The sequence below is a fragment of the Labrenzia sp. OB1 genome (genome assembly GCF_001624695.1).
Taxonomy (GTDB): Bacteria; Pseudomonadota; Alphaproteobacteria; order Rhizobiales; family Stappiaceae; genus Roseibium.
In genome coordinates this window covers 158,921-174,849 of record NZ_JSEP01000007.1, presented here as the reverse complement: position 1 = coordinate 174,849, position 15,929 = coordinate 158,921, and the positions used below count along the sequence as shown (strand labels likewise).

14 protein-coding genes are annotated in these 15,929 nt (G+C 59.1%); 8 read left to right on the top strand and 6 right to left on the bottom strand.

What is annotated here, in order from left to right; all coding sequences use genetic code 11:
* Positions 1 to 16 precede the first annotated feature (16 nt).
* The 3 genes from OA90_RS11725 to OA90_RS11715 all read left to right on the top strand — a co-directional run bounded on the left by OA90_RS11725 (position 17) and on the right by OA90_RS11715 (position 2,969).
* Complete coding sequence (locus tag OA90_RS11725; protein ID WP_068411189.1) at positions 17 to 445, top strand: Hsp20 family protein; 429 nt, start codon at positions 17 to 19, stop codon at positions 443 to 445.
* Between the two features lie 32 nt (positions 446 to 477).
* The gene (locus OA90_RS11720) at positions 478 to 762 is read left to right on the top strand and encodes a DUF1150 domain-containing protein (RefSeq protein ID WP_208986094.1); all 285 of its coding nucleotides are present in this window, start codon (positions 478 to 480) and stop codon (positions 760 to 762) included.
* Positions 763 to 1,172: 410 nt separating this feature from the next.
* Complete coding sequence (locus OA90_RS11715; protein ID WP_068411184.1) at positions 1,173 to 2,969, top strand: diguanylate cyclase; 1,797 nt, start codon at positions 1,173 to 1,175, stop codon at positions 2,967 to 2,969.
* Between the two features lie 28 nt (positions 2,970 to 2,997).
* Here the strand turns inward: OA90_RS11715 and OA90_RS11710 are convergent, their stop codons facing one another.
* Together OA90_RS11710 and OA90_RS11705 are read right to left on the bottom strand one after the other, a co-directional pair.
* Positions 2,998 to 4,266 (bottom strand): OpgC domain-containing protein, encoded by a 1,269-nt coding sequence (locus OA90_RS11710; protein WP_279625811.1) that lies wholly within the window; start codon positions 4,264 to 4,266, stop codon positions 2,998 to 3,000.
* Positions 4,267 to 4,362: 96 nt separating this feature from the next.
* Positions 4,363 to 5,748 (bottom strand): tetratricopeptide repeat protein, encoded by a 1,386-nt coding sequence (locus OA90_RS11705; RefSeq protein WP_068411180.1) that lies wholly within the window; start codon positions 5,746 to 5,748, stop codon positions 4,363 to 4,365.
* Positions 5,749 to 6,175: 427 nt separating this feature from the next.
* Between OA90_RS11705 and OA90_RS11700 the strand changes: the two genes are divergently transcribed.
* A complete protein-coding gene (locus tag OA90_RS11700) occupies positions 6,176 to 6,679 on the top strand; it encodes a DUF302 domain-containing protein (protein ID WP_156510465.1) in 504 nt (167 codons plus the stop codon).
* Positions 6,680 to 6,988: 309 nt separating this feature from the next.
* On the opposite strand, the gene OA90_RS11695 is transcribed toward OA90_RS11700, so the two are convergent.
* Positions 6,989 to 7,750, bottom strand: coding sequence for an SDR family oxidoreductase (locus OA90_RS11695; protein WP_068411173.1), 762 nt, complete (start codon positions 7,748 to 7,750; stop codon positions 6,989 to 6,991).
* Between the two features lie 217 nt (positions 7,751 to 7,967).
* On the opposite strand from OA90_RS11695, the gene OA90_RS11690 reads away from it, so the two are divergent.
* From OA90_RS11690 to OA90_RS11675, 4 genes are all read left to right on the top strand, one after another.
* Complete coding sequence (locus OA90_RS11690; protein ID WP_068411167.1) at positions 7,968 to 8,753, top strand: ion channel; 786 nt, start codon at positions 7,968 to 7,970, stop codon at positions 8,751 to 8,753.
* 154 nt (positions 8,754 to 8,907) lie between these two features.
* Positions 8,908 to 9,774, top strand: coding sequence for a hypothetical protein (locus OA90_RS11685; protein WP_208986093.1), 867 nt, complete (start codon positions 8,908 to 8,910; stop codon positions 9,772 to 9,774).
* A gap of 168 nt (positions 9,775 to 9,942) precedes the next feature.
* Positions 9,943 to 11,223: a CaiB/BaiF CoA-transferase family protein gene (locus OA90_RS11680; protein WP_068411162.1), complete on the top strand. Its 1,281-nt coding sequence runs from the start codon at positions 9,943 to 9,945 to the stop codon at positions 11,221 to 11,223.
* Entirely contained in the window at positions 11,220 to 12,836 is a 1,617-nt protein-coding gene (locus tag OA90_RS11675; protein WP_068411159.1) for a thiamine pyrophosphate-binding protein, read from the top strand. The genes OA90_RS11680 and OA90_RS11675 overlap by 4 nt, the downstream gene beginning before the upstream one ends.
* 232 nt (positions 12,837 to 13,068) lie before the next feature.
* On the opposite strand, the gene OA90_RS11670 is transcribed toward OA90_RS11675, so the two are convergent.
* The 3 genes from OA90_RS11670 to OA90_RS11665 form a co-directional block, all read right to left on the bottom strand.
* Positions 13,069 to 13,821, bottom strand: a complete 753-nt coding sequence (locus tag OA90_RS11670) for a hypothetical protein (protein WP_068411156.1) — start codon at positions 13,819 to 13,821, stop codon at positions 13,069 to 13,071.
* Positions 13,821 to 14,501: a hypothetical protein gene (locus OA90_RS28525; RefSeq protein WP_156510464.1), complete on the bottom strand. Its 681-nt coding sequence runs from the start codon at positions 14,499 to 14,501 to the stop codon at positions 13,821 to 13,823. Before OA90_RS28525 ends, OA90_RS11670 begins: the two co-directional genes overlap by 1 nt.
* Before the next feature lie 343 nt (positions 14,502 to 14,844).
* Positions 14,845 to 15,816 carry a P63C domain-containing protein gene (locus OA90_RS11665; protein WP_199823677.1) on the bottom strand — a complete coding sequence of 324 codons (972 nt, stop codon included), beginning with the start codon at positions 15,814 to 15,816 and terminating at the stop codon, positions 14,845 to 14,847.
* Between the last annotated feature and the right edge of the window lie 113 nt (positions 15,817 to 15,929).

Here is a 15,929-nt window from a genome sequence, read left to right as displayed (position 1 = left end):
GACAAGGACTTTGAGGATGACACGCATGTCAGCGTTTTCTAGCCCGTTCATGCTCGGGTTCGACGATATCGAGCGTGTGCTTGATCGCGTCTCCAAGGCCGCGAATGACGGTTATCCGCCCTATAATATCGAAAGATTGCCGAAATCGGACGATCAGGGCGATACCATCCGCATTACGCTCGCTGTCGCGGGCTTTACCAGAGACCAGCTCGATGTCTCCGTGGAGGAGAGCCAGCTCGTCATCCGGGGCCGTCAGGTGGATGACAAGTCCCGGCAGTATCTGCATCGCGGTATAGCCGCCCGGCAGTTTCAGCGGGCCTTTGTTCTGGCCGAGGGGATCGAAATCCTCGGTGCCGACCTGAAAGATGGGCTTTTGTCCATCGACCTCGCACGTCCCGAACCGGAACGTGTTATAAGAAAAATAGAAATCTCCAGCGGCGAATAGACCCTCGTCGGCCAACGGATGGAGAATGACTGATGCACAATACGAAGATCCCGGCCTGGACAGACCGCAAAATTCTGTCCGAATTCATGTCTGTCGACGAACTGACCGAGCTCGGAACGGGCGATATCGCCTATATCAAGCCGATCAAGGCGCGTGACCTGAAGGAAATGTTCCCGGATGTTCCGCCCCTGCACGACAACATGACGCTTTATGCGCTGCTCAATGCGGACGGCACGCCGATCCTGCTTGCAGACAGCCGCGAAGCCGCGGTTGCCAATGCCTTCGAGGCAGACCTGCTGATGGCCTCGCTGCACTGATCTGATCCTAACGTAACGGCAGGAGCGCCGGTCGAAAGGCCGGCGTACCTGCCGTTTCTATGGGCAGTCGGGGTGTGCATGCATGTGCGTCGGGCGCCTCGAATGGAATACCGGCCTTCAGGCGGTCATGTGCTGGAACGCGCTTAAACCTCAAGCGAATTTCGTAAAAATACCACCGTGTTTCTTCCCTGGCGGAGTTGCAGCCTGTCTCGTTTGCGCGAACGGTCTCAACGAGACTTGCCCGGAAGAATGGATGGATCCTTGAACCTGTTTCGGCAGGGGACGGATCCATAACGGAAATTAAATTGGTTCGTGTCACCCTGTAAGGGAGGACAGAGCGGATATCGCTCGAAGGCCGGCTGGAGCGCGTCGCTGCTGCTTCTGCACGCCAGGACTTTCGGATCGGTTACATGAAGATCAGCACAATCACGAATTGGGCCTATGGCGTAACGGTCATTCTGACGGCTCTTTCCGGCACCGCCTTTATCCTGTCCGTCCGTAGCGCGCACGATGAACGCAGGTCCGTTGAAGAACATCTGGCGCTGATAGGTCTTGCCGACCAGCTTGAAATCGAAGCCGAGCTGAGAACCGATGAGGCCCGCCTTTATGTGATGCGCGGCGATACCATCCACCTTGAGGCCTTCGAGGTCGCCAATGCCGAGGAGCACCGGCTGGAGGAAAAAGCCCGCCATGCCGATGAAAACGGCGCAACGCAGAACGAACTAGTGCTTTTCGAGCAGATCAGGAGCCAGATCGATACGCTGGAAACCCTTGAGTTGGAGGGAATCGAAGCCAGCAAGGCCGGCAATGATGAGGCCGCCCGGTCCATCCTGTTCGGCGAAGAGCATTACCGGCATCACATACAGCTTGTGGAGAATGTCGCGCGGTTTCGCGAGGTGGTGGAGGCGCGCACCACTGAAGCTCTTGAGATCGCGAAACTGCGCAGCGACTGGTACGGACTGATCGCGCGTATATTGCTCGGTATTACGGCGGCGCTGTTCCTGGGAGTGCTCTATTTTGTCCTGCGCCGGCGGGTGGCCTTGCCATTGAAGCGCATGAGCGGCATCGTCAATCGTCTCGCGACCCAGGACTATGAAGTCGAAGTGCCGTTGGAAAATCGCAGTGACGAGATCGGCGAGCTCAACGCGGCCATACATATATTCCGTCAGAATGGCCTTGAGCGTGAGCGCCTTGATATGGAGAGCCAGCGGGAAGTCAAGATGAAGGATCTCTTCCTGCAGATGATGCACCGCCTGCAGGCCTGCCAGCGGCTGGAGGAGTTGAGCGACGTCGTCAGCATATTCGCACCGCACATTTTTCCGGATCTTTCGGGCGGGCTTTACGTGATCAATGAGCAGCGCACGGCGCTGAAACAGGTCGGGTTCTGGAAAACGCCGCAATCATCGCTTCCCGAGTTCAGCCCTCACTCATGCTGGGGGTTTCGCAGGGGCTGCGCCCATGTGAGCCACAGCAGCAGGGAGGACGTCATGTGCTCCCATTTGACGGACACGGCCTCGGTGGCGTTGTGTGTGCCACTGACAGCTCAGGGAGATATCATCGGTCTCCTCAGTTTCACGGGCCCGGCCGACGACGAAACGTCGATCATCGAGGCGCAACTCTACCTGAAAATGATTGCCGAGAATGTTGCGCTGGCGGTTGCCAATCTGCAATTGCGCGAAAGGCTGACGCAGTTGGCCGTAAGGGACGGTCTGACGGGCCTGTTTAACCGCCGGTCGCTCGACCAGGCACTGCGGGAAAAGGCCGGCGAGAGTGAACCCGCCCGGCTCACCTGCCTGATGCTCGACATTGATAAATTCAAGCGCTTCAACGATGAATTCGGTCATGATGCGGGCGATCTCGTGATGCAGTCCTTTGCCGGGCTTCTCACGGAGGTCGTCGGTGACCGCGGCGACTGTTACCGGTACGGGGGGGAGGAGTTCGCCGTTCTTCTGCCGGAGATGCCGCGCGAAGACGCCTTCAGGATTGCGGAAGACATTCGCACGCGAACCGCCAGGATGGCTCTCTCCCATCGCGGCATGGTTCTGGGGCTTGTCACCGTATCAATCGGGCTTGCCGACACGCCGCAGGGAGGCGTGGTGTCCTCGCTGCGCACGCGCGCGGATGTTGCCCTGCTGAAGGCAAAGGATGCCGGACGGGACAGGACCGTCTGTGAAGAGGACGGGGACCTGCGTCAGGCTGCCGGCTGAGCCGGCCTCTTTTTTGACGCTGGCCGGGCTACGCCATCACATCGGTCTTTTTGTCCGAGATGTCCCGAGCTGCCGGAGTGTTCTGACCTTCAGGTGCGGATGTCGTCCGGCCCGAGGTTCCTCTGCCGGAAGTGGCCGGTGGCTTGCGCCAGGGTTCGCTCTTGTACCAGGAGACGGTGTAGGCAACGGCGATCAAAGCCACAAAACCCAGAAGATTTGACAGGATCTGCGGAATCCAGTCGCCGCGGCCCCAGACCATGTCGCGCAGCAGCCCGGCCGCCTGGGCGATCACGAGGCTGGCCATGAAGACGGCGAGCGATTGCTGGCCGACCTTCTGGACCACCCGCACGAACAGGCCCCAGAGCTCGCCATGCCCGAGCAGGTATTTGCCGCGCTCGCCCACCGCGATCCACGCGAGATAGGCCAGAGCCAAGAAGTGGATATAGCGGAACAGCCCGAATTCCGTCTTGATCCACAAGGGTCGGATGGACTGGCGGATCTCCTGTATCCATTCCACATTGAGGTGAATGCGGAAATAGGCGAAGGGAATTGTCGCGATCACGATGGCGGCGCACAGCGCCATCAGCTTGCGGCTGACGGGCGGTGCGGGAATCCAGCCGCGCATGAAGGCAAAGCCGGTAAAGAACAGCATCTGCCAGGCGAACGGGTTGAAGAACCACTTCCGGTCCGACCAGGGTTCCGCCGGCAGGTCGAGCAGTCCGAACTGTGCGGCGAGCCACAGGCCGATGGACAGCGCGAAGGCCGCGATCACCGAAATGCGGGACGCCAGCATGATCAGCGGGATCAGCGCCAGGATCACCACGTACATCGGAAGGATATCGAAGTAGTTCGGCACCCACGTCAGCGTCATGAGGCCCGGCAGGGCAACGCTGGTGTTGTTGAAAAGGTGCCAGAGGTTCAGCGACGCCACATAGTCCTGGGTCAGGCCGCAGCAGCTGTTCAGGAAATTGCTTTCGTGCAGCATCACGAGGCCGACGGCGATCAGCAGAAACTGGCCGATATGAGCCCAGTAGACCTGCCACATGCGGTGCAGGATGCGGGCCGCGCCCATCGCCCAGCCGTGCACGTCGAAGATTTTGCCGAAGGCGATGGCGGAGGCCATGCCGGAGCAGAAGACGAAGATTTCCGTAGCGTCGGAAAAGCCGAATCTGGCGGGTATCCAGAGGGTCCACCAGTTTCCGGGCAGATGGGCGATATAAATGATGAACATGCCGAGCCCGCGGAAAAAGTCGAGCCGCGGGTCACGGGGGCGTTTCGCTTGAGAATGAACGTTCACGTTTGGTCCAGCTGATGCATCGGGTGAGGACGGGTCGCTTCCGGGGCATGAGACCCGAAAGCGCAAAGGCTGCTCACCCTTCGGGAAGGCCGGGTCTTATACCGAATCCGTAGCCCTGAGTTTTTTATCTTCCATCACGCGTTGGGCGCGATGCATTATGTTGCAGATTTCAAGACGCTGTTCGGCAAATCTGTCAAGTGCGCCGCGCTTGCGGGCGCGGCTTTTGAGCAGATTTTCCGCTTCGGGCGAAAACCCTGCGCGCAGGGCGGCATCGATCGTGATCCGTTCGAAGACGTCGCGCTGGGCATGTGAGCCGCCGATGGTGTGAAGACTGTTTCTTGCCGAAGCCAGAAGCGTGAAGGCCGAGGCGTAGTTGCCCTTGCGGTATTGCTCCAGGCCGAGACCGGTCGGCAGACCCGCTTCGGACGCGACATGGCCGAGATCGGTCTCGCTCTGCGCCCGCAGCCTCAGTCCGGTGAGAAGCCGGTCGGCCCCCATGCGGCGCCCGCCGTTCAAAAGCGCCATCAGGTAATGCAGATCGGCGAAGACATTGCAGCCGTCTTCGGCGCGCTTGTCGGACAGAAGCGCCAGTTCGTCCCATCTTGTTCCGACGGGAATGCCTTCCAGCTCCAGCCGGACAAGCAGCGAGGCGGCGTTGGAGATGTCGCGGTAGTCGTCGGTCTTGTCCTTGCGGATCTCCGCGTCGTAAAGCGCCAGCGCCTTGTCCGGATTGTTCTGATCAAGATACATCAGCGCCAGGTGCCACCACACGTGATAGCCGAAATTGTTGCAATGGGCCCAGCCGTCGGGATGATTTTCCAGCCAGCCGGCGCCTTCTTCCGAGCGGCCGGTCATGTCATGCACATGGGCAACGGCATGCAGGCCCCAGGCGTCGTCGCGGGCGAACTCCAGCCCCCTGCGCCCCAGGGCTTCGGCCTGCCGGTAGTCTCCGGTTTCCTCCAGCGAGAAGGCCCGGCAGCCGAGCAGGTAGCCATAGGCTGGATGGCTTTCTTCATAAGCGGAAAAAACACGCTCGATGGACTGGCGCATGCCTGTCGCGTCGCCCATGACGAAACGGATGGCATGCACCAGCTTCATCATCAGCGCGTCTTCGGGCACCCGCACCAGCATGGTGTCGAGAATATCGGCGGAGCGCGACGGGAAACCCCGCAGCCAGCTGTCCAGCGCGTCGACGACCGCCGTCTCGCGTTCCGTCAACGGTGTGTGCCGGGCGGAGCCACGGGCCACTTCAAGACACTCCTGCGCCGTCGCATTAAGTTCCTTGCGGCCCAGCAACAGACAGAACAGCCCGCGTGTGGCGTGTGCGAGCGCGAAGTCGGGAGCGAGGCCAAGGCAGGTCTCGAGATGTTGCGGCGTCGTTTTTCCGTGCGCCAGAAAGGCGTTCACGGTCGCATTCCAGGCCGAGACGGCGTCCTTGTCCGCAAGGGTGAGGTCATACCCGAATTGATCGCTTAGACGCATGACAGACCTTTTTGGTTCCCGGGCCGGCGTTTGCCGAAACGCGCTGCGCGCGCTGGGCACAATGCACCGGCCGAATAAATTATCAATGCCCAAAATCCGCAGCCTTCACTTGAACTGCAAAACACAAAAAGGTGTTGGCAATGTGTAAACCGGCAAAGGAGAGTTGCATTGCGGTATGAGCCCGGACGATGCCAGGCTGAATGCCGCCGCGCGCGCGGGAAACTGGATGGCGCCGATATCCGCCGGAAGAGCCGGCGATCCTTCATCGGCATTGCCGCACCGCCGCGAAACCGCTTTGCCTCGACATCACCCTGCACCTGGCACGGCACCGGTCGAAAATCGTCGCAACACTGCATTGTGAGACGCTTGTGAGCGAAGGGCCGCTAGGGTCCCCTCACAGTCGCGAAAAAAATCGGGAGACGAGAAAATGCGCTTGTTGAGCTGTTTCATAGTGATGCTGATGCTCGCCCCGGGACTGGTCCCCGGACTGGCCCCCGGATCGGCATGGGCGGACAGCGTCGCACCCCGGGAGGGCTGGCAGGTGATGCCGACGTCCCTTGCCTATGACGATCTGGTGGAGAAACTGCAAGCCGCCGTCAAGGAAGAAGGCATGATCGTGGTGACCCAGGCCAGCGCCTCTGCCGGCGCGAAGGGGCGGGGTCTGACGATCCCGGGCAACCGGGTCATCGGCGTCTACCGCAACGACTACGCGGTGCGCATGCTGGAGGCCTCGGTTGCCGCCGGCATCGAAGCGCCGATCCGCTTTTACGTGAGCGAAGACAGCGGTGGCACCGCGACTCTCTCCTGGAAAACGGCGGATCTGGTGTTCGCACCCTACATGGACGAGGGCGGCGCGGCCCTTGCCGAGCTGGCCGCGGAACTGGACGCCGTCTTCATGAAAATCGCGCAAAAGGCTGTGTCTTCCCGGTAACAGAACGGAAGATGCACGTTTGAAAGGCAGCAGGGGCGGGTTTTTAGGCTTGTTAATCCGTTTGAACCACCTCACATTAATCAGGTCATCAACAACTGAAAGGAGGTGTGCCCATGTCTAATGAGTATCCGAACGTGGCCCATGTGTCTGGGCGGAATGGAACGATGTTGGAGCAGCCTCTGGCATTGAACGGTTTCGCCGGGATCTGATCCGGACCTCGTGTCACGTCGATCTCATGGGAGGGCCGCGGTTGCGGCCCTCTTTTGATTCCGGCGGGGGTTATGTGACGGCCAATAGCTGCGGAAGCCCTCAGACGAGCCCGACCGACTTGCGGACATCTTCGTCGCGCAGGGAACAGTCGACACCGCGATAGGCGTCGCCCGCGTCGGTGCACAGCCAGCAGATGGTTTCTCCCACCCATTCGGCGGGAATGTGGACCGACGGATCGAGCTGGCTGACCGGATTGACGCCGGAGGCCTTGATATCGACCTGCATTTGCGTGGCGACCGTTCCGGGGCTGAGGCCGACGACGCGCAAACCCTTGTCGGCGAATTCCTTGTCGGCGCAGCGCGTCAGCGCCAGGGCCGCCGCCTTTGAGGAGCAATAGTGGCTCCAGCCTTCCAGCGCTCCGGCCGCGGCGCCGGAACTGATGTTGACGATGGTGCCGGAGCCCTTTTCCAGCATATGCGGAGCCACGGCGCGGATGCCGTGATAGACGCCCTTCACGTTGATATCGATGACCTTGTTCCAGGCGTCCGGATCGGAGGTCTCGATCCGGCTGATCGGTTCGATCACCCCGGCATTGTTCACCAGAATGTCGATGCCGCCAAAGGTATCGAGGCAAAACTGGACGGCCTTGTCCACTGAGCTGTAATCGGCCACATCGCATGTGACGGCCGCGGCTTCGCCGCCTGTGGCGCCGATGTCCCGGGCGATCCGGTCAATATCATCGCCGGAGCGGGCCGCCAGAACCACCCTGGCTCCGTATTTCGCAAGGCTGCGCGCCGCTGCCTCGCCAATCCCGCGGCTCGCGCCGGTAACCAGCGCAACTTGTCCCGATAAATCGAACATGTAACTTTCCCGTCTTTCGGCCCCACCGGCCAATTGTGTTCAACATAATCCCTATTAGGTCAGTCCGGCGCTGGAATAAACAGCCCGTTTGCAGGAGGGTCCTGCAGCTTCTGCACGAATGCCGCTCTGACCCGCGCAACACGCGGATTGACTTTTGTCCCCGCCTCTTGTCCGTTGCCTCTTCTGGCGGAAGCGAACACATGAGGATGCGGTGCCGATGGCGGAAGCAATGTCCGGTTTGAGAACCTTTCTGCGCCAGCTTTATTACGGGCACTCCACAAAGGCGCAGGTCTTCCGCTACGCGCTGCTGGCCTTCGACCTGATCACCATCGGCTATTTCATCGTGTCCTCGGTGATCGATCCCTACCGCATTCATCACGGGCTGGATTATTCAATCGCGGTGGTGCTGGCCCTGGACTTCACCGCCCGGCTGATCGTGGCGGCAAGGCCCAGGCGCTATATCCTAAGCTTCACCTCCTTCGCGGATGTGGTGGTGATCATGTCCCTGATCGCACCGGCATTCCTTGAAAACTTCGCTTTCCTGCGCGTTGTCCGCATGCTGCGGCTGATGCGGTCCTATCACCTCCTGAAGGAGTTGCGCTCATCCTCGAAGTGGTTCCGCAGCAACGAGGAGATCCTGCAGTCGACGGTGAACCTGGCGGTGTTCATCTTTGTCGTGACCGCGCTTGTCTTCGTGGTGGAGGACGACCGCAATCCGAACATCAACAATTACCTCGACGCGCTCTATTTCACCGTCACGACGCTGACAACCACCGGGTTCGGCGACATTACAATGACCGACAGCGTCGGCCGCCTGATGACCGTTCTCATCATGATTTTCGGCGTCGCCCTGTTCCTGCGCCTGGTGCAGACGATCTTCCGGCCTGCCAAGGTCCACGCACCTTGCCCGGATTGCGGTCTCAGCCGTCACGATCCGGACGCGGTTCACTGCAAACATTGCGGCAAGACCATCAATATCCCGACCGAAGGCGCCTGGGACTGATCCTCCCGGACGCGCTCAATCGCCGACTTGTGAACGCAACCATCTGGACAAGTGCCGTCTTGAGGTCATTGTCTATCCGGTGAAGGGTGGCGCGACCCGCACCGCCTCACGCCTGATCCTATCAGTCCTGTTTCAATGAGCGCTGGAGACGATTTTGGTCCCGAAATTTCTTCACTCAATCGCCTGCGCGGCCTTTCTGGCCGCCGGACTTGCGTCGTCCGCCGCGCTGTCTGCCGCGCCCTCGGTGGACAGCGGCACATGCGGCGAGGAAACGCCCTGTGAACTCGAAAACGGGGAATACTTCATCCACCTGCCGCAGACGTTGCCGCAGATCCGCAAGAGCGGTGAACCCCTGGGCGCCATCTTTTATCTCCACGGGCATCGCGGCAAGGCCCTGAACGCTGTCCGCAACAAGAGCTTCCAGCGCATGGCGGATGAACTCGGCGTGGCCTTTGTCGCCGTCCAGGGGGTCGACGGCACCTGGTCGTTTCCCACGGCGCCGCGCAACCTGCGCGACGAGGCCGTCTTCTTCGACGCGGTGCTTGAGGATCTTTCCGGCCGCTTCGGCGTCGACAGGAACCGGACGCTGCTCTCCGGGTTCTCCTCGGGCGGCTTCATGACGTGGTATCTTGCCTGCGCGGATTCCGGCCGCTTCGCCGGATATGCGCCGATAGCGGGCGCCTTCTGGGAGCCTCTGCCGCACGATTGCCCCACAGAGCCGCCCTATCTGTTCCACGTTCACGGAACGGCCGACACGGTGGTGCCTCTGGAAGGGCGCTGGCTGGGCGGCGGCAAATGGAAACAGGGCGATGTATCCCAGAGCTTCGATGTCTGGCGCCGCCAGAGCGGCCTCTCCGGCACCGCGCCGCAGACCGAAACGGACGGCAACCTGAAATGCGAACGCTGGCAGCCGGTCACCGGCATTCTGGAACTCTGCCTCCACGACGGCGGTCACAGCGTTCAGGCCGGGTGGATCCGGCGGGCCTGGGAACATCTCGCCGAGATGAAAGGCTGGTCCTGACCGCACCTATCCACTGCGCCGCCCCAGCCCAGATGTGATGCGGCAGTCTATGTCTCTGACAAGAATGTGAGCCGTGTTGTAGTCACCCGCGATAAGGTGGAGTTGACGCGGGCGGTTGCCGTGTGGCCTTTACGAGAACGTTCCTGAACCCGTGACCCAAGGTGGCCATTGTCAAAACCTTCCTCCGCGACCGGCGCGCTCTCCGGTCTTGTCGTCCTCGATCTGTCGCGCATTCTTGCCGGGCCGACCTGTACCCAGATCCTCGGTGATCTCGGGGCTGAAGTCCTCAAGGTCGAACGGCCGGGCCGTGGCGACGATACCCGTGGCTGGGGACCTCCGTTTCTGAAGGACGGAGAGGGCAAGGAGACGGCGGAAAGCGCCTATTACCTTTCCTCCAACCGCAACAAGGCCTCCCTCGCCATCGATCTTGCGGCACCGGAAGGCCAGAAGCTGATCGCGGATCTTGCCGCCAGGGCCGATATCCTGGTGGAGAATTTCAAGGTCGGCGACCTGAAGCGGCGCGGGCTGGATTACGAGACGCTGAAGGTGCGCAATCCGAAGCTGATCTACTGCTCGATTTCCGGCTTCGGCCAGACCGGCCCTTATGCGCAGCGCGCCGGATATGACTTTATCGCTCAGGGCATGGGCGGCATCATGTCCCTCACCGGCTTCTCGGACGAGGAAGGCGGCACGGAGACCAAATGCGGCACCGGCATCGCCGATGTCATGTGCGGCATGTATGCGGCCGTCTCCATTCTGGCGGCGCTCAATCACCGCAACACCACCGGCGAAGGCCAGTCCATCGACATCTCGCTTCTGGATGCCCAGGTCTCCTGGCTGATCAACCAGGGGGTCGCCTATCTGATCTCCGGTGACGTGCCCGGACGGATCGGCAACGGCCATCCGGCCATCGTGCCCTATGAGACCTTCCCGGCCGCCGACAGGTCCTTCATTCTGGCGGTCGGCAACGACACGCAATTTGCAAAGTTCTGCGCAATCGCCGGTGCCCCCGAACTGGCGACCGATCCGCTCTATGCCCGCAATGCCGACCGGGTGCGCAACCGCAAGCAGCTCATTCCGCTGATCCGCCGCCTGACCATCGAAAAGTCGGCTGCGGAGTGGATTTCCCTTCTGGAGACAGCAGGCGTGCCCTGCGGGCCGGTGAACGATCTTGCCGGCGTTTTCGCCGATCCGCAGGTGCTTGCGCGCCAGATGCGCATCACCCTGCCGCATCCCCTCAGCGGCGGCGTGGACCTGATCGGCTCTCCCATCAATCTTGAAAAGACACCGGTCTCCTACAGGAGCGCACCGCCGGTTCTGGGCGCGGACACGGCAAACGTGCTGAGCCGGCACCTCGGACTGGACGAAACGGCGCTGTCCGCGCTGGCCGAAAAAGGCATCGTCGATCTCGGCGCTCCGGCCGGGCAAAAAGGAAACGCAGCGAAATGACCACAGGCGCCGATATCATTGCGGGCAAGCTTTCTGCCGCCGGCTGCCGCCATGCCTTCGGCATTCCCGGCGGCGAGGTTCTGGCGCTGATGCAGGCGCTCGATCAGGCTGGCCTCGAATTCGTGCTGGTGAAACACGAAAACGCCGGCGGCTTCATGGCCGAGGGCGGCTGGCATGCGAACGGCGCGCCCGGCGTTCTGCTGGCAACGCTGGGGCCGGGCGCGGCCAACGCCGTCAATGTGGTCGCCAACGCGTGGCAGGACCGCGTGCCGCTGATCTTCCTGACCGGTTGCGTCGACCACGGCGAAGCCGAAAGCTACACCCATCAGGTGTTCGATCATCAGCAGCTGCTGCGCCCCATCGTCAAGGCGAGCTTTTCCGCCCGCTCGGGTGCGCTCGACGTGATGATGGAAAAGGCGCTCGCCATCGCCCTCGACGGCCAGCCGGGCCCGGTCCATATCGACGTGCCCATCAAGGTCGCCGAAACGCAAACGGATGAAGCCTGGTCGAAGACCTTCCGCTCCGGCCCCGCCGCGCTGGCCCCGGCCGCCGGGTCGGATCTTGAAACCGCGCTGGAGCTCTTCGCCAAGGCAGAACGGCCGATCGCGATTGCCGGTGTCGACGCGGTGAATGAAAACGCCTCGGCCGTCCTCTCCGACTTCTGCCGGACATTCCAGGTGCCGCTGGTCACCAGCTACAAGGGCAAGGGCCTTCTGGGGGAGACCGATCCTCTGGCGCTGGGCGGTGCCGGGCTCTCCCCGAAAGCAGACAACCACCTGCTGCCGCTGATCAACCGCAGCGACTGCATTCTGCTTCTGGGCTACGACCCCATCGAAATGCGCATCAACTGGCGGAGCCCCTGGGCGGCGGACGCCCCGGTGATCGACGTGACCCCGGTTCTGCGCACCCACGGCATGCACGCCGTCTCGGCCACCCTGCGCAGCACCGTCGTCCCGGCGCTGGAGCGTCTGAGCGCGGCCAGGGCTGCGGACAAGCCGTCATGGCCGGACGGGGAACCGGCGCGGATCAGGGCGGACCTGGAAAAAGCCTTCGCGCCGGAGCCCTCCGGCTGGGGACCGGGAACGGTCTTCCACACGCTGCGCAACACCTTGCCCGCAGACACGGTCGCCACCGCCGACAGTGGCGCCCACCGCATCCTCGTCAGCCAGATCTGGCGCTGCCCCAACCCGCGCGGCATGCTGCAATCCTCGGCGCTCTGCACCATGGGCTGCGCCGTGCCGCTGGCCATGGGCCACCGGCTTGTCGAAGGCCGCTCTCCCGTCATCGCCTTCGTCGGCGACGCGGGCCTGGAAATGTGCCTCGGCGAACTCTCCACCCTGCGCGACCTGAACATCCCGGTCATCATCTGCGTACTGGTCGACACCAGCCTCTCCCTCATCGAACTCAAACAACGCTCCAGCCAGCGCCCGAACGTCGGCGTCGATTTCGGCGAGACCGATTTTCCCGCCGTCGCCAGGGCTTACGGCGGCCACGGGGTGTGGATCGAAACTGCGACGGACCTGAAAGCGGAAGCCGAAGCGGCGTTGAGCCGCGACGGCTTTACGCTGCTGGCCTGCCGGATTGAACGGCGGGCGTATGACGGGGCGTTTTGAGGGGGGAGTCCGAAAGGGGTGGAGGAAAGTCATTCTATATAAATGCGAAGCGATCAAACCGTAAAGCTGGAAGCCGACATTTGAATAACACAATATCCAGCCTCGCCTCTGGATGGCCGCTCAAGCCCAAAACATCTAGCACAATGGTGCTGCACTGCCTCCAAGGCTGATTTAATCCAGTGCTTAGCTTTCTAAGCTACTTCAATTGGGGGGAACCCAAGTTCGACGTCTTTCAACTACCTTCAAACGGACATTTGCTTTTGAGTTCTCCATTTCCAGTGTCGGCCTTAATTGCCGCAGCGCAACTCGAGCAGGATTGGTAAACGAATTCAATTGAGTGTACGTCAGTCAGATTTACCCAAATTCCAGGCCCTTGAATAGGCGTGACTTTGCCAGATTCTTCGGTACAGGCGGGAGAGAGGTAAGCTTGTGGGCTTTCGGTGTGACTGTGGTAAGAATGAACCACCCCATGCGCGATTTTTGCGGTCTCACCTGCGCCGTAATTGACCACGGTATATATATTCCGTTCCTTTTTGGGGATGTAAGCCGCAGGCACGCCGTCGAATTCATCAACAAAATCGTGTTGGTAGGCTTCACGTAGCAGCAAGCGAACCGGCTCAGTATGACTGGATACCAGAACCACATTTTTTCCGAGCATCTGCCTTAGCCAATTTGACACACCATCTGTGGAATGGGCTACCCCAAACACAAATCCCAAGACGATTGAAAACAAAAACACGCCAGTCACAAACCAACCGTTGGAAGGCAATTCGTCCAAGTGAATGCTTCTTCTTGAAATCTTGGCTATAACGAAGGTTACCGCAAGCGGAAATATTACACTTAATGCGGTGAGCGCCACATATACGAATGGAATTAGAACATCTCTTATTTGTGGAAAGTCACTGACAAAGCCCGCAACAAAAAGGGACAAGAAACCTGGGAGGACGTAGACTATCCATTTCTGATCTTGTAACCGATCAAGCATCAGTTACAAACCTCATCGTTGGGAATGCAAGTACCATTGCAACAGTATTCGCCATCAGCGCATGCAAGTTGATTTTCACCAGTGCACGTTTCTGGAGCGTTGGTTTGCAGTATTCCGGGCAGCAGCCTGCGGTCTCGATTAAGATATCTATGAAGATCGTATTGATCGATTTGTAGGTTTGGATCAGTCCAAATACGGTACTGCTCAAGGAGCTCTCTTGGTTCAGCCTCTAGATTAAAGTAGACGTAACCTCGATAGCGATCAAAGACTTCGGTGACGGTTGTAGCTCCACTCTGGTAGCACCGGTCAGCCTCGTCTCTCGTAATACGACTAGATAAGACCATTGCGACGGCCGCATCTGAATATCCAGAACAGAATTTGTTGATAGCACTATCGCGAGGTACTAAATTGTAAATTCCCCTACGCTCACGAAGAAAATACTCGGCGGACGGAATACCTAATAATCCGTCTTCCACAATTGTGCTATCTATTGATTGAGCGTTCGCTTGGGCGCAAAGGGCAGCAAACAAAACAATAAAGAAAGTCTTCATGATATTTGCACGCAGATAGTTTAAACTCAGAGAGTTTACCACTTTTGAGGGATTAATGAAAGACTGGCTTTTTACCGCAGCGTCAAGATGTACATTTCGGATTGCAGCCCTGAGTTGAACTACCGTCATGAGCGGTTTACGAATGCTGAGCTGGTTCTAAATGTCCGGTTCGAGGAACTGCTTCGCAACCTTGATCCGTATATTCGGACATCCTATGTGGCCCTAAGCAGCAACGCCGTTGTCGTCGGAGCGCGGGCAATCCCTGCATCCAGCACAAAAACCGGCGCCGCGGCCTCAGATTGTACCCGGTATACACAACCCATTCGTTCGGCTATTTACTAGGATGGGTGTGTATGATCGCTAAGGGCCGGTAGCTGAGCAACGCTCGACTGAGAACTGAGGGCGACAAGAGGTCGTTTGGAGTCGCTGTAAGCTCTTCTTCAACAAAGCCAATTCGATCATCTCATCGATTTTATTCGTCTAATGGTAGATCAAGAGTGCTTCCATATTTCGGCAGCGACCGGTTCAGCAAGCGCTCAAAATCTCTCTTGTTTGAGGCCGCATCCATAAGAACCATTACCTTTTTCAAATGGTCACGAAGTTCTGGTAGACCGTAGTCCTCAGTGAAGTGCTGATGGTGTCGGTTTCTCCGATGTCCCTTAGGAGTTTTCGGATTGACCTCTTTAAGGCGGTCCTTGATCCCAGGCGCAAGTCGTGAGTAGACAATGTCGTTTACCCAGTGACCAATGAAGGCTGGCCGTTTCACTGCAAGATAATTTTCATATCCTTTTATTTTAACTAGTTTTTCCCAGAATTCATCAGGAAAGGTTTTCGACCAAACCCTAGCTTCATCTTTCAAAAATTTATCGAGAATCTTTTGTAGAGCATCGCGCTCTCGAACCTTTTCGTAGCCAGTCGCTTCGTCAACAAGCGCCGCGATGCCAACGCGTGCGAACCCACGGACCAACATTTCAGCATAGTCCCCATATCTAATTTCCTGCTCGGTCCTCAAGGCCCCCCTTTTCCTGGCCTCCAAGAGCACATCGCAGATATCAGCCAAAATTTCAGCCCGATGCCCATGGACAGGTCGCGGTGTTCTTCCAACGATCTCAACAGGGTTTTGGATGGCCATAAACAACGCGTTGTTTATGAACGGCTTCAGGGCTTGATGTGAGGAAATTCGTGCCATGCCTTGACCACGCCCCTTCATGCCAATCGCAGATGTCATACTCCGACCAGAAATGTAGCGCTCCCCCTCAGCAGTTACGAAGCAACTCATCTGAATTTCGCCGATCTTCAATTCACCTGAGTATTTAGCCTGTTTTTGCACTAGGTGGCTTTGGCGCTCGAAATCATCGCTATCTTTTTTCATGTCCAATAAAGTCTCCATATTGAGTAAGAAGACATATATAACGGACATAATATAAGAATCAATATTAATCATTTAAACAATGTTCATAATTGGCAGCTCTTATGCCTTCTCCATGTCCGTGCGGCCCAGTTCTCTGGAGAGCGGGGCCGAATGGGTTGGCTGTCACTAGCCTTTATCCCAACCTT

What these genes read in the sequence shown, in the direction of transcription:
- OA90_RS11705 (WP_068411180.1), bottom strand. Translation starts at nt 5,748, where the DNA reads ATGCGTCTAAGCGATCAATTCGGGTATGACCTCACCCTTGCGGACAAG.
- OA90_RS11720 (WP_208986094.1), top strand. Translation starts at nt 478, where the DNA reads ATGCACAATACGAAGATCCCGGCCTGGACAGACCGCAAAATTCTGTCC.
- OA90_RS11695 (WP_068411173.1), bottom strand. Translation starts at nt 7,750, where the DNA reads ATGTTCGATTTATCGGGACAAGTTGCGCTGGTTACCGGCGCGAGCCGC.
- OA90_RS11700 (WP_156510465.1), top strand. Translation starts at nt 6,176, where the DNA reads ATGCGCTTGTTGAGCTGTTTCATAGTGATGCTGATGCTCGCCCCGGGA.
- OA90_RS28525 (WP_156510464.1), bottom strand. Translation starts at nt 14,501, where the DNA reads ATGACGGTAGTTCAACTCAGGGCTGCAATCCGAAATGTACATCTTGAC.
- OA90_RS11715 (WP_068411184.1), top strand. Translation starts at nt 1,173, where the DNA reads ATGAAGATCAGCACAATCACGAATTGGGCCTATGGCGTAACGGTCATT.
- OA90_RS11670 (WP_068411156.1), bottom strand. Translation starts at nt 13,821, where the DNA reads ATGCTTGATCGGTTACAAGATCAGAAATGGATAGTCTACGTCCTCCCA.
- OA90_RS11665 (WP_199823677.1), bottom strand. Translation starts at nt 15,816, where the DNA reads ATGATTAATATTGATTCTTATATTATGTCCGTTATATATGTCTTCTTA.
- OA90_RS11690 (WP_068411167.1), top strand. Translation starts at nt 7,968, where the DNA reads ATGGCGGAAGCAATGTCCGGTTTGAGAACCTTTCTGCGCCAGCTTTAT.
- OA90_RS11725 (WP_068411189.1), top strand. Translation starts at nt 17, where the DNA reads ATGACACGCATGTCAGCGTTTTCTAGCCCGTTCATGCTCGGGTTCGAC.
- OA90_RS11675 (WP_068411159.1), top strand. Translation starts at nt 11,220, where the DNA reads ATGACCACAGGCGCCGATATCATTGCGGGCAAGCTTTCTGCCGCCGGC.